The following is a 17,924-nucleotide window of genomic DNA, read 5'->3' on the forward strand; positions in this document are numbered from 1 at the left end:
GACCCTCCGGGTCCCCCTCACGACGGTTGTCCCCGTCGGCATACCCGGTATACATACTCGGTATGTCGATCCGCCACGGGCTCCTCGCCCTCCTCGAACACGGCCCCCGCTACGGCTCCCAGCTGCGCACCGAGTTCGAGTCCCGCACCGGCTCCACCTGGCCCCTCAACGTCGGGCAGGTCTACACGACCCTGGGCCGCCTCGAACGGGACGGCCTGGTCGCCCAGAGCGGCGAGGACGGCGCCGGCCACGCGCTCTACGCGATCACCGACGCCGGCCGCGCCGAACTGCACACCTGGTTCGAACAGCCCGTGGACCGCACCAGCCCCGCCCGCGACGAGCTCGCCATCAAACTCGCCATGGCCGTCGGGGCGCCGGGAGTCGACATCCGCGAGGTGATCCAGTCCCAGCGCCGCCACACCGTGAAGGCCATGCAGGACTACACCCGCCTCAAGGCCCAGGCCCTCGCCGCCCTCGAAGGCGGCGGCTCCCGCGAACGCGACGACGTCGCCTGGCTCCTCGTCCTGGAGCAGCTGATCTTCCAGACCGAGGCCGAGGCCCGCTGGCTCGACCACTGCGAGTCCCGGCTGATCCGCCTCTCCGCCACCGCACCCGCCACCGCCGCCGAACCGGGGCCCGGGCCGGGAGTCCGGCCCGCGCCCGGGGCGGGGACGGAGGCGGGGGGTGTGGGGGCCGGGTCGGGGGTGGCCTCCGGGGGCGGGGCCGTGGGCCGTCGCCGCTGACGACGGGCCCTCGCCCCCGTACGACTCCGTCCGTTCTTCCACCACACCGCTCACCGTGCGTTCTCCGCGCACCCTAGGGGGACCCTTCATGTCCACACCGCTCGACGCGCAGCCCGTGCTGCGCCTGCAGAACCTGACCCGGGTCCACGGGTCCGGCGCCACCGAGGTGCACGCCCTGCGCGGCATCGACCTCGACGTGCACCCCGGCGAACTGGTCGCCGTCATGGGCCCGTCCGGCTCCGGCAAGTCCACCCTCCTCACCATCGCCGGCGGCCTCGACACCCCCAGCTCCGGGCAGGTCGTCGTCGAGGGCACCGACATCACCACCGCCGGGCTCAAGGAACTCGCCGCGCTGCGCCGCCGCAGCATCGGCTACGTCTTCCAGGACTACAACCTCATCCCGGCCCTGACCGCCGCCGAGAACGTCTCCCTGCCGCGCGAGCTCGACGGGGTGTCCGCCCGCAAGGCGCGGGTCGAAGCCCTCGCCGCGCTGGAGGAGATGGGGCTCGGCCACCTCGCCGACCGCTTCCCCGACGAGATGTCCGGCGGGCAGCAGCAGCGCGTCGCCATCGCCCGCGCCCTCGTCGGCGACCGCCGTCTCGTCCTCGCCGACGAACCCACCGGCGCCCTCGACTCCGAGACCGGCGAGTCCGTCCTCGCCCTGCTCCGCTCCCGCTGCGACGCGGGCGCCGCCGGCGTCCTCGTCACCCACGAACCGCGCTTCGCCGCCTGGGCCGACCGGGTCGTCTTCCTGCGCGACGGCGCCATCGTCGACCAGACCGTGCGCAGCGAGGCCGACTCCCTCCTGACGGGCCGGGTGGCGGAGGCGTGAAGACCTGGCTCCACTCCTGGCGGGCGGCCGTCCGCATCGCCCGCCGCGACGCCTGGCGCGCCAAGGGCCGCAGCTCGCTCGTCCTCGCGATGATCGCGCTGCCGATCCTCGGCGTCAGCGCCGCCGACCTCACCATCCGCAGCGCCGAACTCTCCGTCCCGGAACGGCTGGAGCGGTCCATCGGCACCGCCGACGCCGCCTTCCGCGACGCCGGCTTCGGCGGCGCCCCCCTCCTCCAGACCCCGCAGGGCGACAACGCCGTCCCCGAGAAGGACGACGACAACACGCCCTGGCCCAGCGGCACCACCGACCCCGGCAAGGTCATCCCGGCCGGCTCCCGCTGGATCACCGACACGGTCGGCGGCGCCAAGCTGACCACCGTGCACGGCCTGCTCCAGACCGACGTCCGCGAGCTGAAGGCCGACGATCCGATAGCGAAGGGCATCACCACCCTCCTCGACGGCCGCTATCCGAAGAAGGCCGACGAGGTGATCGCCACCTCCGCCTTCCTGGAGCGCAGCGGCCTCTCGATCGGCTCGACCGTTTCCGCTCGCAATTTCGACCGGCCGTACCGGATCGTGGGCTCCTACGAGCTGCCCGACACCCTGACGACCGCGCAGATCACCGCGCTGCCCGGAGCGTTCCTCGCCCCGTACGCGAAGGCCGCCGAGAAGGCGGGCGCGCCCGGCCCCGGCGCCGCCACCACCTACCTGGTGCAGCGCGCCGGTGGTTTCACGTGGAACACCGTGAAGGAGATCAACACCAAGGGCGTCCTCGTCGTCTCCCGGGCCGTCCTGCTCGACCCGCCCGCCGACTCCGAGGTCCCGTTCTACCAGCGGTCCGGCTGGGGCGACTACCGGTCCAGCGACGGCGCCGACGCCATGCTGCTCGCCTCCGTCGCCACCGTCGTCGGCCTGGCGATGCTGGAGATCTGCCTGCTCGCCGGCCCCGCCTTCGCGGTCGGCGCCCGCCGCTCCCGCCGCCAGCTCGGCCTGGTCGGCGCCAACGGCGGCTCCCGCAGCCACATCCGCGCCATCGTGCTCAGCGGCGGTCTCGTCATCGGCGTCTCCGCCGCCGTCGTCGGCACGGTCCTCGCCCTGGTCCTCACCCTTGCCCTGCAACCGCTCCTGGAGGACTACCTGGGGCAGCGGTTCGGCGCCTTCGACGTCCGGCCGCTGGAACTCCTCGGCATCGCGCTGCTCGCCGTCCTCACCGGCCTGCTCGCCGCCGTCGTCCCGGCCGTCACCGCCTCCCGGCAGACCGTCCTCGCCTCGCTCACCGGCCGCCGCGGCGTCCGCTCCACCAGCCGGGTGCTGCCCGTCCTCGGCCTGATCGCGCTGCTCCTCGGCGCGGCGATCGCCCTCTACGGCTCCGTCGTCACCGACCAGTTCGTCATCGTCGCCGGCGGCTCCGCCATCGCCGAGCTGGGCGTGGTCGCCATGACCCCCGCCCTGGTCGGGCTCTTCGGGCGGACCGGCCGCTGGCTGCCGCTCTCGCCGCGGCTCGCGCTCCGCGACGCCGTCCGCAACCGGGGCCGTACGGCTCCCGCGGTCGCCGCCGTCCTCGCCGCCGTCGCCGGCACGGTCGCCGTCGCCACGTACACGTCGAGCAGCGACGCCCAGTACCGCGCCGAGTACACCGCCAGCCTGCCCCACGGCGCCGTCTCCTTCTTCCAGATGGAGGAGGGCGGCCGGGACGTCCGCGCCGTCGCCGACGCCGTCCAGCGCTACGTGTCCGTCGACACCCGCGCCGACGTGTCCCGCGTCGCCGTCGGCAAGCCCGGCTGCTCCGCCTGGGGCGAGGGCCCCGGCTGCGGCCGCTACGAGGTGATGGTGCCGCCGGCCAACGTCTGCCCGATGTGGGCGCCGACCACCGACGGCAGCGACCCCTCGCTCAAGTACACCCCCGAACAGCGGCGCACGATGCTGCGCGACGACTGGCGCTGCAAGCAGGACGAGGGCGGCGGCGTCTACGTCGACGGCGGTCTCCTCGTCGGCGACGCCCGCCTCCTGAGGGTGCTCGGCATCGACGCCCCCGGCGCCGTCGAGGCGCTCGCCGCCGGAAAGGCCGTCACCTTCCAGAAGCCGCTGGTCGCCAAGGACGGCACGATCGGCATCAAGCAGATCACCGACCCGAAGGCCGCCGAGAAGGCGTCGATGGAGAACAAGCCCGCCCCGGGCAAGGTCGTCTCCGTCCCCGCCCACCTGGTCACGTCCGACACCAAGACCTACGGCCTCCAGGTGCTGATGACGCCCGCGACGGCGAAGGCCGCCGGTCTCGGCACCGCCCCGGTCGGCGCCTACTTCAGCACCGACCGGCTGCCCGACACCGAGCAGCGGCAGAAGCTCGACGCCGAACTGGCCTCGATCGGCGCGGGGGTCGACCTCGTCATCGAGGAGGGGTACGTCTCCGACGACAGCATCTTCCTGCTCGCGCTGACCGTCTTCGCCGGTCTGGTCACCATCGGCGCCGCCGGCATCGCCACCGGTCTCGCCCAGGCCGACGCCGAGGCCGACCTGAAGACGCTCGCCGCCGTCGGCGCCCCGCCGCGCGTCCGCCGCACCCTCAGCGGCTTCCAGTGCGGGGTGGTCGCCGCCATGGGCGTCGTCCTCGGCTCCGTCGCCGGCCTGCTGCCCGCGGTCGGCCTGCGGCTCACCGAGGAGCGCGAGCGGATCCGCTTCCACGAGCAGACCGTCGCCGAGGGCTGGGGCGGCGACCTCACCCCGCCGTACGTGCCGATCGTGGTGCCCTGGGAGACGTTGGCGGCCCTGCTCGTCGCCGTCCCGCTCGGCGCCGCCCTGCTCGCCGCGCTGGTGACCCGGTCCAAGGGGGCCGTCGCCCGCCGCGCGGCGACCTGACACCGTTCCGTGCCCCGACCGTGCCCGGGGAGGAGGGTGGATCACCCTCCTCCCCGGGCACACCTGGTGGTGACGCATGTGTGCGAGAGAATGGCGGCATGGAGATGCCGAGGAATGACAGGTCGCCGGAGACCCCCCAGGTCCTCATCGTGGGACAGGACGGGATGGCTCTCGGCGGCGCCGAGGGCGACGACGAACCCCGCGAGGTCCCGGTGACGGAAATGGTCGAACAGCCTGCGAAGGTCATGCGGATCGGCAGCATGATCAAGCAGCTTCTGGAGGAAGTGCGGGCGGCACCTCTCGACGAGGCCAGCCGGGTCCGGCTGAAGGAGATCCACGCCAGCTCGGTGAAGGAGCTGGAGGACGGTCTCGCGCCGGAGCTGGTGGAGGAACTGGAGCGCCTGTCGCTGCCGTTCACCGACGAGGCCATTCCCTCCGAGGCGGAACTGCGGATCGCGCAGGCCCAGTTGGTGGGGTGGCTGGAGGGCCTCTTCCACGGCATCCAGACCGCGCTGTTCGCCCAGCAGATGGCGGCCCGCGCCCAGTTGGAGCAGATGCGGCGGGCCCTGCCGCCCGGCGCGTCCCACGACGATGACGACGAGGGCGGCCGCGGTCACGGGCGCGCGGTCGGCTCGGGGCCCTACCTGTAGGGCCTTTCCCCCGGTCCGTGACGGGCCCGGCGCACCGCGGGTGCGCCGGGCCCGTCTCCGTACCGCCCGGGGCGCCGGAAGGGACGCGGCGCCTCAGGGCGCGAGCAGCAGGACCTTGCCGACGTGCGCGCCGGACTCCAGGACGCGGTGGGCCTCGGCGGCCTCCGGCATCGGCAGCGTCCGGTCGACGACCGGGCGGATCGTGCCGCCCTCGACCAGCGGCCACACGTGCTCCCGGACGGCCGCGACGATCGCCGCCTTCTCCTGGAGCGGGCGGGCGCGCAGGGTCGTCGCCATCACGGCGGCCCGCTTGGCGAGCAGCGCCCCGAGGTTCAGCTCTCCCTTGACGCCGCCCTGGAGGCCGATGACGACGAGGCGGCCGTTGACGGCGAGGGCCTGGATGTTCCGGTCCAGGTACTTGGCGCCCATGATGTCCAGGATCACGTCGGCGCCCGCGCCGTCCGTGGCCGCGCGGAGCTCCTCGACGAAGTCCTGGGTGCGGTAGTCGATCAGCACGTCCGCGCCGAGTTCGGCGCAGCGGGCCAGCTTCTCCGGGCTGCCGGCGGTGACCGCGACCTTCGCGCCGACCGCCTTGGCCAGCTGGATCGCCATCGTGCCGATGCCGCTGGCGCCGCCGTGCACGAGCAGCGTCTCGCCGGGCCGCAGGTGGGCGATCATGAAGACGTTGGACCAGACCGTGCACGCCACCTCGGGGAGTGCGGAGGCCGTGGCCAGGTCGACGCCCTTGGGCACCGGCAGCAGCTGGCCGGCCGGGACGGCCACCCGCTGGGCGTAGCCGCCGCCGACGAGCAGCGCGCAGACCTCGTCGCCGACCGACCAGCCGGAGACGCCGGGGCCGAGGGCCGTGATCCGCCCGGCGCACTCCAGGCCGGGGTGGGGCGAAGTGCCGGGCGGCGGGTCGTAGAAGCCCTGCCGCTGGAGGACGTCGGCTCGGTTGACGGCGCTCGCCACCACCTCGACGAGGACCTCGCCCTCGCCGGGCACGGGATCGGGCACCTCGGCCCAGACGAGGGCCTCGGGCCCACCGGGTTCCGGAATCGTGATCGCATGCATGGCGGCGAGGCTACTCCGGGCCCGGTGCGGCCGCTCAGTCCTCCGGCGGTGTGGTGAGCGGGGTGACCGGGGCCGCCCGGACGATGGTGATGACCCGGTCGGTGAGCTGGAGCGGGCTGGCCTGCGGGTCGTCGTAGCCGAGCAGCCGGTGGCCGCGCAGCACGCTCACCACCAGGTCGTCGGTCTCGCGGACGCTCCGGCCCGCCTCGGCCTTGGTCACCGGGCGCTCGACGAGGTCGAGGCCGGAGCCCTGCTGGATGAGGTCCTCCATGACGGTGCCCGCGCTGGGGCTGAGCACGGAGAGGCCGAGCAGCCGGCCGGCGGCGGAGGCGCTGGTGATGACCGCGTCGGCGCCGGACTGGCGGAGCAGCGGCGCGTTCTCCTCCTCGCGGACGGCGGCGACGATCTTCGCGCCCCGGTTGAGCTGGCGGGCGGTCAGGGTGACCAGGACGGCGGTGTCGTCGCGCTGGGTGGCGATGACGATCTGCCGGGCCTTCTGGACCTCGGCCCGGAGCAGCACGTCGCTTCGGGTGCCGTCGCCGACGACGCCGACGAAGCCGTCGAGGTTGGCCGCCTCGATGACCTTGCCGGAGGGGTCGACGATGACGATCTGGTCCTTGCGGAGACCGGTGGCGCAGAGGGTCTGGATCGCGGATCGCCCCTTGGTGCCGAAGCCGACGATCACGGTGTGGTCGCGCAAGTGGGACCTCCACTTCTTGAGGCGGAACTCCTCGCGGGTCCGTTCCGTGAGGACCTCGAGGGTGGTGCCGACCAGGATGATCAGGAAGAGCACGCGCAGCGGCGTGATCACCAGGATGTTGACGAGCCGCGCGGAGTCGCTGAACGGGACGATGTCGCCGTATCCGGTGGTGGAGAGGGTGACGGTCGCGTAGTAGGCGGCGTCGAGGAAGTCGACGGTGCCGTTGGCGTTGTCGTGGTAGCCGTCGCGGTCGGCGTAGACGATGAGGACGGTCAGGAAGAGGACCCCGAGGGCCATCAGGAGCCGTCGTCCGACCTGGCGGAGCGGGTCCACGCTCCGGCTGGGGAGATGGATCCGCGCGCCGGTGACCTTTTCGTCGGCGTGGCGGGCCATGACGTCACGACTGGGAAGTTTCACGTGAAACATGCTCCTTGGGCGGACGGCGTCTCGGTCGGCCGGGGCAGGGCGAGCAGGGCCAGCCGCCGGCCGGGCTCGGCGCCGCCGGGCGGGACGACGGCCATGGCGTCGGCGGCGGCGATGCCGCGCAGCATGGCGGGCCCGTTGTAGTGCAGGGGCACGAGGGTCCCGTCCCGGTGGACGACGGGGACGAGACGGGTGTCGTACGGGTGGCCCTGGACGGCGTCACGGACGGGGAACCGGGGTGCCTCAGCGGCTTCGGCCTGCTCCTCCATGAGTGCCGCCAGGAGGGGCGCGGCGAGGGTGAGGAGGCCGGAGACGGCGGCGAGCGGGTTGCCCGGCAGGCCGACGAGGTGGCGTCCGGCGTCCAGCCGGGCGAGCAGCATGGGGTGGCCCGGGCGGACCTTCACGCCGTCGACGAGGAGCGTGGCGCCGGCCTTGTCGAGGACCCGGTGGACGTGGTCCACGGGCCCGGCGGCGGTGCCGCCGGTGGTGACGACGAGTTCGGCGGCGGAGCCCGTGACCGCGTCGTACAGGGCCTCGGCGTCGTCGCCGATCCGGCGCGTCGCCAGGACTTCGGCGCCGAGCGCCGTCAGCCAGGGCCCGAGCATCGGGCCGAGCGCGTCCCGGATCAGCCCGTCGTGGGGGAGTCCGGACGTGAGCAGTTCGTCGCCGAGGACGAGGATCTCCACCCGGGGGCGGGGCAGCACGGCGGGCTCGTCGTAGCCGGCGGCGGCCGCGAGGCCGAGCACGGCCGGGCCGACGACGGTGCCGGCGGGCAGCAGTTCGTCGCCGACGCGGCACTCCTGGCCCCGGGGGCGGATGTCCTGCCCGGTCACGACCGCACGGAGGGGGTGCAGCAGAACCGTTCCGGCCCGGGGGTCCGCCGGAGCCTCCGTACGCGCGTGCTCGCTGCGGACGACGGCCGTGGCGCCGGCGGGGACGCGGGCGCCGGTGGCGATGCGTACCGCCTCACCGGCGGCGAGGGCGGCGGCCCCGGCGTGCCCGGCGAGGACGGACTCCTCGCGCACGGTCCAGGGGCCCGGTCCCGCGACCGCCCAGCCGTCCATGGCGGAGCTGTCGAAGGAGGGCAGGTCAGTGAGGGCCCGCAGCGGTTCGGCGAGGACCCGGCCGAGGGCCTGCCCGAGCGGTACGCGGACGGGCGGACGTGCCGTGGCCGCCCGGGCCCCGGCTCCGGCGCGGGCGGCGCGGGCGCGTGCCTCGGGCCAGGGGGTGGCGCGGTGCTGCCCCTGGGTCATCCGGCCTCGTCCTGCTCGGCCGCCCATCGCTGGGCGAGCGCGGCGGCCTTGCGGGCGGCCTCGGCGACCGCCTCGGCGGGGGCCGTGCCGTCCTCGGCGGCCTTCGCCGCGGCGTAGCCGACGAGGAAGGTCGTCAGCGGCGCGGCGGGGCGGGCGACGCCGTGGGCGGCGTCGCGGGCCAGGTCGAGCAGGACGCCGGTGTCGACGTCCAGGTCGAGGCCCAGTTCGGTCTTGACTGCGGTGATCCATTCGTCCAGCACGGCTCCATGGTCCCTGATGCGGGCCCGGGCCGTGGCGATGTCCTCCCAGGTGTCGCAGTCGAAGGAGGCCGCGGGCTCGTCGGGGCCGACCGGGACGCGGACGATCCGGAGTCCGCCGGTGAGGCGCCGGAGGGGCAGGTCGTCGAGGCCGTGCCGGGCGTGCCGCAGCCCGTCGAGCGCGCGGCGCAGCGGTCCGGTGCGGTAGACGGCGACCAGCGGCTGGTCGCGCCCGTCGGCGTCGGTGAGGAGCGCGGCCTCGGCGTCCGGCACGGCGGCGAGCGCGGCAAGGAGCCGGCCGACGGTCGCCTCGCCGAGGAACGGCAGGTCGGCGGAGAGGACGAGCAGGACCTCCGGGGCCTGCTCCGCGGGCGCCGGGTCCGCGTCGAGGAGCGCCTGGACTCCGGCGCCGAGGGCGGCGACGGGGCCGGTGCCGACCGGCTCCTCCCGGGTCCAGCGGACGGGCCGGACGGTCGGGCGGGCGTCGCCGACGACCACGGTCCGGCGGGCCGCGGCGCAGGCGGCGAGCACCCGGTCGAGCAGGGCCCGGCCGCCGACCCGCAGCCCGGGCTTGTCCGCGCCGCCGAGGCGCCGCGCGGCGCCCCCGGCGAGCACGACGGCGTCGTATGCGGTGGTCACCCCAGCAGTATGGTCCGCCGCCGCCCGCCGGCGCCCCGGCCGGTCTCCTGGTGAGACGGGCCGGGTGCCGGCCGGGCCGGCGGACGTCGGCTCAGACGGTCCGCAGGAGCACCGCGGGCTGCTCGACGCAGTCCGCGACGTACCGCAGGAAGCCGCCGGCCGTGCCGCCGTCGCAGACCCGGTGGTCGAAGGTGAGCGAGAGCTGCACCACCTGACGGACGGCCAGTTCGCCCTGGTGCACCCAGGGCTTGGGGATGATCCGGCCGACGCCGAGCATGGCCGCCTCGGGGTGGTTGATGATCGGCGTGGAGCCGTCCACCCCGAACACCCCGTAGTTGTTGAGGGTGAAGGTGCCGCCGGTGAGGTCGGCCGGGGTGAGGGTGCCCTGCCGGGCCACCTCGGTGAGCCGGGCGAACTCCTCGGTCAGAGACTCGGCGGTCCGGCTGCCGGCGTCCCTGACCACGGGGACGACGAGCCCGCGCGGGGTCTGCGCGGCGAAGCCGAGGTGCACCCCGGGCAGCCGGACGATCTCGCGGGCGGTCGTGTCCACGGTGGAGTTCAGCTCGGGGAAGCGGGCCAGGGCGTGGACGCAGATCCGGGCGAGGAGCGCGAGGAGCGAGATCTTCGGCCCGCCCGCCGCGTTCATCGCCGCCCGCGCGGCCATGAGTTCGGTGGCGTCGGCGTCCACCCAGCAGGTCGCGTCGGGGATCTCGGTGCGGCTGCGGGAGAGCTTGTCGGCGACGGCTCCGCGCAGCCCGCGCAGCGGGATCCGCTCCCCGGCCGGGGCGGTGCCGGCGGAGGGCGCGGCGGCCGGGGCCGCCACGGCGGGCGTCTCCCGGGCGGCGAGGGCCCGCTCGACGTCGGCGCGCAGGATCAGCCCCTCGGGGCCGGAGCCGCGCACCTCCCGCAGGTCGAGGCCCCGGTCGCGGGCCAGCTTCCGCACGAGCGGGGAGATGACCGCGACGGGCCCCTCGGGGACGGCGACCGCGGCGGGGGCCGCCGCGACGGGACCGGCCCCGGCGAGGGGGGCGGTCGTCGTGGGGGGACCGGCCGTCGCGTTCGGCGTGGGGTGCGCGACGGCCGGGGACTGGGGGCGGATCCGGCGGCGCCGGGCCGCGGGGCCCGCCGTGCCGTAGCCGACGAGGACGTTGCCGGAGTACTCCGAGGAGACGGCGGACGCGGCCGGCTCCGCCTCGGCGGCGGGCGCGGGCGCGGCGGCGGGCGCCGCGCCGGCGGAGGCGCCGACGGCGACCGTCAGGAGCGGTGCGCCGACGGGCAGTTCGGTGCCCTCCTCGCCGAAGCGGGCGGTGACCACGCCTCCGTACGGGCAGGGCACCTCGACCATCGCCTTGGCGGTCTCGACCTCGACGACCGGCTGGTCGATGGCGACGACGTCGCCGACGTCCACGAGCCAGCGGACGATCTCGGCCTCGGTGAGTCCCTCACCGAGGTCGGGGAGCTTGAACTCCAGGACCTGAGCCATCAGTTCCCCGCCTCCCACTGGAGCCGAGCGACCGCGTCCAGGACCCGGTCGACGCCCGGCAGGTGGTGCCGCTCCAGCATCGGCGGCGGGTACGGGATGTCGAAGCCCGCGACCCGCAGCACCGGCGCCTCCAGGTGGTGGAAGCAGCGCTCGGTGATCCGGGCGGCGATCTCCGCGCCCGGGCCGGCGAAGCCGCCGGACTCGTGGACCACGACCGCGCGGCCGGTGCGCCGCACCGACGCGGCGACGGTCTCCTCGTCGAAGGGCACGAGCGAGCGGAGGTCCACGACCTCCAGGTCCCAGCCCTCCGCGGTGGCGGCCTCGGCCGCCTCCAGACAGACCGGCAGCGAGGGGCCGTAGGTGATCAGGGTGGCGCTGGTGCCGGGCCGGCGGACCACCGCCTTGCCGATCGGCTCCACGCGCGCGGGCGCCTCGGGCGACCATTCGGACTTGGACCAGTAGAGCCGCTTGGGCTCCAGGAAGACCACCGGGTCGTCGGAGGCGATCGCCGCCCGCAGCAGCCCGTAGGCGTCCTCGACGGTCGCCGGGGTGACCACGTGCAGGCCGGGGGTGGCCATGTAGTAGATCTCGGAGGAGTCGCTGTGGTGCTCGACGCCGCCGATCCCGCCGCCGTACGGCACCCGGATCACCATCGGCATCGGCATCGCGCCGCGCGTCCGGTTGCGCATCCGCGCCACGTGCGAGACGAGCTGCTCGAACGCCGGGTAGGCGAACGCGTCGAACTGCATCTCGACCACCGGCCGCAGGCCGTACATGGCCATGCCGACGGCGGTGCCGAGGATGCCCGCCTCGGCCAGCGGCGTGTCCGTGCAGCGGTCCTCGCCGAACTCCTTGGCCAGCCCGTCGGTGACCCGGAAGACCCCGCCGAGGGTGCCGACGTCCTCGCCCATCACGTGGACGGTCGGGTCCTCGGCCATCGCGTCGCGCATGGCGCGCTGGAGCGCCTGCGCCATGGTGGCCGGCTTGGTCCGGCCCGCCGCCTTGGCGGCCGCCGCGCCGGTCGTCGCCGTCGTCATCGGCTCTCGCCCTCCGCTTCGAGTTCGGCCCGCAGCTGCGCCGCCTGCTCGCGCAGCTGCGCGGTCTGCTCGGCGTAGACGTGGGTGAAGAGGTCCATCGGGTCGAGCACCGGGTCGGCGTTCATCCGCTCGCGCAGCTCCGCCGCCATGGTCTCCGCGGCCTCGGCCGCCGCCCGCCGGCCCTCCTCGTCGAGCAGACCGCGCTCGGTCAGCTCCCGTTCGAGGAGGAGCACCGGGTCGTGCGCCCGCCAGGTCTCGACCTCGCCGTCCGCGCGGTAGCGGGTGGCGTCGTCGGCGTTGGTGTGGGCGTCGATCCGGTAGGTGATCGCCTCCACGAGGGTCGGTCCGCCGCCGCGCCGCGCGCGGGCCACGGCCTCGGTGAGGACCTGGTGCACCGCGACCGCGTCGTTGCCGTCCACCAGCCGGCCCGGCATGCCGTAGCCGACGGCCTTGTGGGCGAGCGAGGGGGCCGCGGTCTGCTTGGCGAGCGGCACGGAGATCGCGAAGCCGTTGTTCTGCACGAGGAAGACCACCGGCGCCTGCCAGACGGCGGCGAAGTTCAGCGCCTCGTGGAAGTCGCCCTCGCTGGTGCCGCCGTCGCCGACCATGGCGAGCGCGACCACGTCGTCGCCCTTGAGCCGGGCCGCGTGGGCGAGGCCCACGGCGTGCGGCAGCTGGGTGGCGAGCGGGGTGCACAGCGGCGCGATGCGGTACTCGCGCGGGTCGTAGCCGGTGTGCCAGTCGCCGCGCAGCAGGGTCAGCGCCTGCACGGGGTCGAGGCCCCGGGCGACGGCCGCGAGGGTGTCCCGGTACGACGGGAAGAGCCAGTCCCGCTCCTCCAGGGCGAGGGCGGCGGCGATCTCGCACGCCTCCTGGCCGGTGGTGGACGGGTAGACGGCGAGCCGGCCCTGCTTGGTCAGGGCGGTGGCCTGGGCGTTGTACCGGCGCCCGCGGACCAGCTCCGCGTAGAGCCGGCGCAGCAGCGCGGGGTCGGCGTCGGCCACCGCGTCCGTGCCGAGCACGCGCAGCGGCTCGGCGTCGGGCAGCAGCGGGGCGGGGTCGGTCCGCGGACGCCAGGCCGGCGGCGGGGTGGGCCGGTAGGCCGAGTCGGCGAGCGGCTCCTGGACTGTCGAACTGCGCTGTTGCAACGAGTCCACCTCCTCGTGGGAGCGGGCATAAGACCCGAAGGCGGGTGGCGCGAGTGTGGCGCGCCTCACCTACCGATTGTTCGGTCGTGGAGGCATTTTGGCTACAGGCACCTTCAGCCTGTGGACAAACGGTTCTCCACAGCCTGGGATAGAGACAGGTCGTCCACCGGAGAGAGGCGGGGGGACATGGCGGATGAACAAATGGCCGTCGCCCGGGGCGGTGCCCCGGACGACACGGCGGGAGACGCGGCGGGCGAGGTGCTGAGCGCTCCCCCGGACACGCCGGCGTACGCCGTCCCGGCACGCCCGCTGGACGCGATAGACCGGGACATCCTGCGACTGCTCCAGACGGACGGCCGTGCCTCGGTGCGCTCCGTCGCCGAGCGCGTGCACGTCTCCCGGGCCAACGCGTACGCCCGGATCAACCGGCTCATCGACGACGGCGTGATCCGCGGCTTCAGCGCCCGGATCAACCACGAGCGGGCCGGCCACGGCGCCTCCGCCTACATCACGCTCAAGATCGTCCAGAACTCCTGGCGCACGGTCCGCGAACAGCTCGAAGCGCTCCCCGGCGCCGCGCACATCGCCCTGGTCAGCGGCGACTTCGACGTCCTCCTGCTGGTCCACACCCCGGACAACCGGACCCTGCGCGAGCTGGTCCTCACCCGACTCCAGGCCATCCCGGAGGTGCTCTCCACCCGCACTCTGCTCGTCTTCGACGAGATGGACCTGAACGCCGACCCGAGGCCCTGAGGACGCGGCTCACTCGGACGGAGAACGGCGAGAGGGCCCCGGGAGTCCCCGGGGCCCTCTCGTACGCCTTCCAGAGCCCTCAGCGGGCCTTCCGCAGCCCGTCGAAGGCCAGGTGGGCGACGGTCTCGGCAAGCTGGTCGCGCTCCGCCTGGTCCGGATGCGGCCGGTACCACTCCACCAGCGAGTTGATCATGCCGAAGAGGAGCCGGGTCGCGAGCCGGATGTCCACGTCCGACCGCAGATCGCCCTCGGCGGCCGCCGCCCCGAGCAGCTCGGCCACCCGGTGGTCGAACTCCCGGCGCCGCTCCATCGCCCACCGCTCGGTCGCCGTGTTGCCCCGCACCCGCAGCAGCAGCGTCACGTACGGAAGCTCCGCTATCAGCACCTCGACGGTCCGCCGGGTCACGTACTCGACCCGCTCCACCGCGCGCCCGCGCACCGCGCCCGGCTCGTCGAGGATCGCGAAGAGCCCGTCCAGCGCCCGGCTGACCGCCCGCCGCAGCAGCTCCTCCTTGCCCGCCACGTGGTGGTAGATCGAGGACTTGGAGATGCCGGCCGCCTTGGACAGGTGCTCCATGGACGTGCCGTCGTAGCCGCGCTCGTTGAAGACCCGCACCGCGACGGAGAGCAGCGTCTCGGGGGTGTAGGTGTCGCGTCGGGCGGTGGTCATCGCAGCTCCTCCGCTTCCTCGGTGTAACCCCGGCGCACGAGACCGACGGCGGGGGCGTACCGGCCCGTCGGGTAGCGCTCGTGCAACTGCCTCAGCAGGGCGCAGACCCACCGGTGGTCCACCTTCGCCGCCCACTCCAGCGGTCCGGCCGGGTAGTTCACGCCGAGCCGCATGGCCGTGTCGATGTCCTCCGCCGTGGCGACGCCCCGGTCGACGGCGTCGGCCGCGAGGTCGGCCAGCATGGCGACCGTCCGTCCCACGATCATGCCGGGCACGTCACCGATGACGGAGACCTGCTTGCCCAGCGCCTGGAAGAGCCCGACGGCCTCGGCGAGGGCGTCCGGGGCGATCCCCTCCCGGGCCGACAGGGCGATCCGGCTCGCCGCCGCGTAGTCCAGGGCAAGGTCGAAGTAGACGATCTCCTCCTGGTGGTACTCGAAGGAGGACTCGCCGTCCACCAGGGCGAGCTTCACGCCGCCCGGCAGCTCGACGAGGCCGTCGCCCCGCTTGCGCCGGACGGTGATCCCCGCCTCCTCGAACAGCCCCACCAGCGCCTCCGCCGGCCCGAGGTCGCCGCGGACGGTGATCCGCTCCGGCGCCTTCGCGGGCGCCTCGGTCCGCGGCGCGGGCCGCTCCGCGCCCTCCGCGTACGAGAACCAGCCGTGCCCCGACTTCCGGCCGAGCCGCCCCGACTCGACCAGCCGCCGCTGCGCCAGCGACGGCGTGAACTTCGGGTCCTGGAAGAAGGAGTCCCACACGGAGCGGGTCACGGCCTCGTTGACGTCCTGCCCGATCAGGTCGGTCAGCTCGAACGGGCCCATCCGGAAGCCGCCGCACTCGCGCAGCACGGCGTCGATGGTGGCCGGGTCGGCGCCGCCCTCCTCGTACACGCGGAACGCCTCCGCGTAGAAGGGGCGGGCGATCCGGTTGACGATGAAGCCGGGGGTGTCGGCGCAGCGCACCGGCGTCTTGCCCCAGGCCAGGACCGTCTCGTACGCGCGCGTGGCGGCGGTCTCGTCGGTGGCGAAGCCGCGGACGACCTCGACGAGGGGGAGCAGCGGCGCCGGGTTGAAGAAGTGCAGGCCGACGAAGCGGCCGGGGAGCCGCAGACGGCCGCCGATGGCGGTGACGGAGAGGGAGGAGGTGTTGGTGGCGAGGAGGGCGTCGTCGCCGACGGTCTTCTCCAGGTCGGCGAAGAGGCGCTGCTTGACCTCCAGGTCCTCGACGATCGCCTCGACGACCAGGGCCGCGTCGGCGAGCTCGGCCAGGTCCTCGGCGGCGTGCAGCCGGCCGGCGGCGGCCCCCCGGTCGGCGGCGGCCATCCGGCCCTTCTCGACCAGCCGGTCCAGGCGGGCGCCGATGGCGGCGACGGCCTCGGCGGCCCGGCCGGGGGCGCTGTCGTAGAGGCGTACGGGGTGGCCGGCGACCAGCGCCACCTGCGCGATCCCCTGGCCCATCGTGCCGGTGCCGACGACGGCGACCGTGCGGTCCCGCCCGATTGCCTCGTCCATGGTGGCGCTCCCCCTGACGGTCCCGTTGGCACGCATGTCCGCTTCGCTGCCCGCGCTCATAGGAGTGATCCTCCCCGATCGGTTTTCCACAGGATCGACGGACCCCCTTGTCCCGACCGATCGTTCGGTTACTCTAACTCCGTACGCGTCTCCCTGCCCAGCTCGACGAGGAGTTGGTCCACCCATGGCCACCGCCCAGCCGATCACCGACGTTCTGGCCGAGAAGCACCGGTCCACGCTCGATCAGGCCCTCGCCACCATCCGCAGCCGCGCCTACTGGTCGCCCTACCCGGAGCACCCGAAGGCGTACGGGGCGGACGGCTCGCTCGACGCCGCCGCCGGCCTCGCCGCGCACCAGGCGGTGCTGAACGGCCGCTTCGACCTCGACCAGCCGGGCACCGACGGCTGGACCGGCGGCGAGGTCTCGCCGTACGGCCCCGAGCTGGGCGTCGAGTACCCGCACGCGGACGTGGACGTGCTGCTGCCCGCGATGCGCGCCGGCCTGCCCGGCTGGCGGGACGCCGGTCCGGAGACGCGCGCCCTGGTCTGCCTGGAGATCCTGGCCCGGATCTCGGCCCGCACCCACGAGTTCGCCCACGCGGTGATGCACACCAGCGGGCAGGCGTTCATGATGGCGTTTCAGGCCGGCGGCCCGCACGCGCAGGACCGCGGCCTGGAGGCGGTGGCGTACGCGTACGAGGAGCAGACCCGCACCCCCGCCGGCCGGGCCGCCTGGTCCAAGCCGCAGGGCAAGCGGGACCCGCTGGAGCTGAGCAAGGAGTTCACCCCGGTCGGCCGCGGCGTCGCCCTGGTGATCGGCTGCAACACCTTCCCGACGTGGAACGGCTACCCGGGCCTGTTCGCCTCGCTCGCGACGGGCAACGCGGTCCTGGTGAAGCCCCACCCGCGCGCGGTCCTGCCGCTCGCGCTGACCGTGAAGATCGCCCGCGAGGTCCTCGCCGAGTCCGGCTTCGACCCGAACCTGGTGGCGCTGGCCGCCGAGCGCCCGGGCGAGGGCATCGCCAAGACCCTGGCGGTCCGCCCGGAGATCCGGATCATCGACTACACCGGCTCCACCGAGTTCGGCGACTGGCTGGAGGCCAACGCCCGGCAGGCCCAGGTCTACACGGAGAAGGCCGGCGTCAACACGGTGCTGATCGACTCCACCGACGACTACAAGGGGATGCTGTCCAACCTGGCGTTCTCGCTGTCGCTGTACAGCGGCCAGATGTGCACCACCCCGCAGAACCTGCTGATCCCCCGGGACGGCATCTCCACCGACCAGGGCCCCAAGTCGTACGACGAGGTGGTGGCCGACCTGGCCGGCGCGGTCGGCGGCCTCCTCGGCGACGACGCCCGGGCCAACGCCCTGCTCGGCGCCCTGGTCAACCCGGACGTGAAGGCCCGCCTGGAGGCGGCCGCCGGTCTCGGCGAGGTGGCGCTCGCCTCCCGCGAGGTCGCCAACCCGGACTTCCCGGACGCGGTCGTCCGCACCCCCGTCATGGTGAAGCTGGACGGCTCGAAGCCGGACGCGGAGGCCGCGTACCTCTCCGAGTGCTTCGGCCCGGTCTCCTTCGCCGTCTCGGTGGACTCCACCGCCGACGGCCTGGAGCTGCTCCGGCGCACGATCCGCGACAAGGGCGCGATGACGGTCGGCGCGTACACCACCTCCGCCGACACCGAGCGGGCCGTGGAGGAGATCTGCCTGGAGGAGTCGGCGCAGCTCTCGCTCAACCTGACGGGCGGGGTCTACGTGAACCAGACGGCCGCCTTCTCCGACTTCCACGGCTCGGGCGGCAACCCGGCGGCGAACGCCGCGCTGTGCGACGGCGCCTTCGTCTCCAACCGCTTCCGCGTGGTCGAGGTGCGCCGCCAGGCCTGACCCGGCCGCCA

Annotated in this window: 15 protein-coding genes; 6 read left to right on the forward strand and 9 right to left on the reverse strand. The window is 74.4% G+C overall.

All coding sequences use genetic code 11. The features are described 5' to 3' along the window. The first annotated feature begins 62 nt into the window (after positions 1-62). From ABFY03_RS18550 to ABFY03_RS18565, 4 genes are all read left to right on the forward strand, one after another. Entirely contained in the window at positions 63-743 is a 681-nt protein-coding gene (locus ABFY03_RS18550; protein WP_319011479.1) for a PadR family transcriptional regulator, read from the forward strand. An 88-nt stretch (positions 744-831) separates the two neighbouring features. After that, positions 832-1,575: an ABC transporter ATP-binding protein gene (locus ABFY03_RS18555; RefSeq protein WP_319011480.1), complete on the forward strand. Its 744-nt coding sequence runs from the start codon at positions 832-834 to the stop codon at positions 1,573-1,575. Continuing rightward, on the forward strand, positions 1,572-4,433 hold the full coding sequence (locus ABFY03_RS18560; protein WP_346170403.1) for an FtsX-like permease family protein: 2,862 nt from the start codon (positions 1,572-1,574) through the stop codon (positions 4,431-4,433). Before ABFY03_RS18555 ends, ABFY03_RS18560 begins: the two co-directional genes overlap by 4 nt. A 98-nt stretch (positions 4,434-4,531) precedes the next feature. After that, on the forward strand, positions 4,532-5,083 hold the full coding sequence (locus ABFY03_RS18565; RefSeq protein WP_346170404.1) for a bacterial proteasome activator family protein: 552 nt from the start codon (positions 4,532-4,534) through the stop codon (positions 5,081-5,083). Between the two features lie 93 nt (positions 5,084-5,176). Here the strand turns inward: ABFY03_RS18565 and ABFY03_RS18570 are convergent, their stop codons facing one another. The 7 genes from ABFY03_RS18570 to pdhA form a co-directional block, all read right to left on the reverse strand. Further along, positions 5,177-6,157 carry an NAD(P)H-quinone oxidoreductase gene (locus tag ABFY03_RS18570; RefSeq protein ID WP_346170405.1) on the reverse strand — a complete coding sequence of 327 codons (981 nt, stop codon included), beginning with the start codon at positions 6,155-6,157 and terminating at the stop codon, positions 5,177-5,179. A 34-nt stretch (positions 6,158-6,191) separates the two neighbouring features. After that, positions 6,192-7,283, reverse strand: a complete 1,092-nt coding sequence (locus tag ABFY03_RS18575) for a potassium channel family protein (protein ID WP_319011484.1) — start codon at positions 7,281-7,283, stop codon at positions 6,192-6,194. Next, positions 7,271-8,560: a molybdopterin molybdotransferase MoeA gene (locus tag ABFY03_RS18580; RefSeq protein WP_386723638.1), complete on the reverse strand. Its 1,290-nt coding sequence runs from the start codon at positions 8,558-8,560 to the stop codon at positions 7,271-7,273. The genes ABFY03_RS18575 and ABFY03_RS18580 overlap by 13 nt, the downstream gene beginning before the upstream one ends. Continuing rightward, positions 8,530-9,429 (reverse strand): DUF6457 domain-containing protein, encoded by a 900-nt coding sequence (locus ABFY03_RS18585; protein WP_346170406.1) that lies wholly within the window; start codon positions 9,427-9,429, stop codon positions 8,530-8,532. Before ABFY03_RS18585 ends, ABFY03_RS18580 begins: the two co-directional genes overlap by 31 nt. A 91-nt stretch (positions 9,430-9,520) precedes the next feature. Further along, a complete protein-coding gene (locus tag ABFY03_RS18590) occupies positions 9,521-10,912 on the reverse strand; it encodes a dihydrolipoamide acetyltransferase family protein (protein ID WP_346170407.1) in 1,392 nt (463 codons plus the stop codon). Continuing rightward, entirely contained in the window at positions 10,912-11,949 is a 1,038-nt protein-coding gene (locus tag ABFY03_RS18595; protein ID WP_346170408.1) for an alpha-ketoacid dehydrogenase subunit beta, read from the reverse strand. Before ABFY03_RS18595 ends, ABFY03_RS18590 begins: the two co-directional genes overlap by 1 nt. Then, on the reverse strand, positions 11,946-13,097 hold the full coding sequence (gene pdhA, locus ABFY03_RS18600) for a pyruvate dehydrogenase (acetyl-transferring) E1 component subunit alpha (protein WP_386723645.1): 1,152 nt from the start codon (positions 13,095-13,097) through the stop codon (positions 11,946-11,948). The genes ABFY03_RS18595 and pdhA overlap by 4 nt, the downstream gene beginning before the upstream one ends. Before the next feature lie 186 nt (positions 13,098-13,283). Here pdhA and ABFY03_RS18605 point away from each other — a divergent pair, with 186 nt between their 5' ends. Beyond that, positions 13,284-13,850: an Lrp/AsnC family transcriptional regulator gene (locus ABFY03_RS18605; protein ID WP_346170409.1), complete on the forward strand. Its 567-nt coding sequence runs from the start codon at positions 13,284-13,286 to the stop codon at positions 13,848-13,850. A gap of 79 nt (positions 13,851-13,929) precedes the next feature. On the opposite strand, the gene ABFY03_RS18610 is transcribed toward ABFY03_RS18605, so the two are convergent. Further along, positions 13,930-14,520: a TetR/AcrR family transcriptional regulator gene (locus tag ABFY03_RS18610; protein WP_031003006.1), complete on the reverse strand. Its 591-nt coding sequence runs from the start codon at positions 14,518-14,520 to the stop codon at positions 13,930-13,932. After that, positions 14,517-16,031 (reverse strand): 3-hydroxyacyl-CoA dehydrogenase, encoded by a 1,515-nt coding sequence (locus ABFY03_RS18615; protein ID WP_346170410.1) that lies wholly within the window; start codon positions 16,029-16,031, stop codon positions 14,517-14,519. The genes ABFY03_RS18610 and ABFY03_RS18615 overlap by 4 nt, the downstream gene beginning before the upstream one ends. A 184-nt stretch (positions 16,032-16,215) precedes the next feature. Between ABFY03_RS18615 and paaN the strand changes: the two genes are divergently transcribed. Continuing rightward, entirely contained in the window at positions 16,216-17,913 is a 1,698-nt protein-coding gene (gene paaN, locus ABFY03_RS18620) for a phenylacetic acid degradation protein PaaN (RefSeq protein ID WP_319011490.1), read from the forward strand. Positions 17,914-17,924: the final 11 nt, after the last annotated feature.

Origin of the sequence: Streptomyces roseofulvus (assembly GCF_039534915.1) — a bacterium.
Lineage (GTDB): Bacteria > Actinomycetota > Actinomycetes > Streptomycetales > Streptomycetaceae > Streptomyces > Streptomyces roseofulvus.

Coding starts and splice junctions, on each gene's coding strand:
- ABFY03_RS18595 (WP_346170408.1), bottom strand. CDS start 11,949: ATGACGACGGCGACGACCGGCGCGGCGGCCGCCAAGGCGGCGGGCCGG.
- paaN (WP_319011490.1), top strand. CDS start 16,216: ATGGCCACCGCCCAGCCGATCACCGACGTTCTGGCCGAGAAGCACCGG.
- ABFY03_RS18575 (WP_319011484.1), bottom strand. CDS start 7,283: ATGTTTCACGTGAAACTTCCCAGTCGTGACGTCATGGCCCGCCACGCC.
- ABFY03_RS18555 (WP_319011480.1), top strand. CDS start 832: ATGTCCACACCGCTCGACGCGCAGCCCGTGCTGCGCCTGCAGAACCTG.
- ABFY03_RS18565 (WP_346170404.1), top strand. CDS start 4,532: ATGGAGATGCCGAGGAATGACAGGTCGCCGGAGACCCCCCAGGTCCTC.
- ABFY03_RS18605 (WP_346170409.1), top strand. CDS start 13,284: ATGGCGGATGAACAAATGGCCGTCGCCCGGGGCGGTGCCCCGGACGAC.
- ABFY03_RS18590 (WP_346170407.1), bottom strand. CDS start 10,912: ATGGCTCAGGTCCTGGAGTTCAAGCTCCCCGACCTCGGTGAGGGACTC.
- ABFY03_RS18615 (WP_346170410.1), bottom strand. CDS start 16,031: ATGGACGAGGCAATCGGGCGGGACCGCACGGTCGCCGTCGTCGGCACC.
- ABFY03_RS18570 (WP_346170405.1), bottom strand. CDS start 6,157: ATGCATGCGATCACGATTCCGGAACCCGGTGGGCCCGAGGCCCTCGTC.
- ABFY03_RS18550 (WP_319011479.1), top strand. CDS start 63: ATGTCGATCCGCCACGGGCTCCTCGCCCTCCTCGAACACGGCCCCCGC.
- ABFY03_RS18580 (WP_386723638.1), bottom strand. CDS start 8,560: ATGGGCGGCCGAGCAGGACGAGGCCGGATGACCCAGGGGCAGCACCGC.
- ABFY03_RS18610 (WP_031003006.1), bottom strand. CDS start 14,520: ATGACCACCGCCCGACGCGACACCTACACCCCCGAGACGCTGCTCTCC.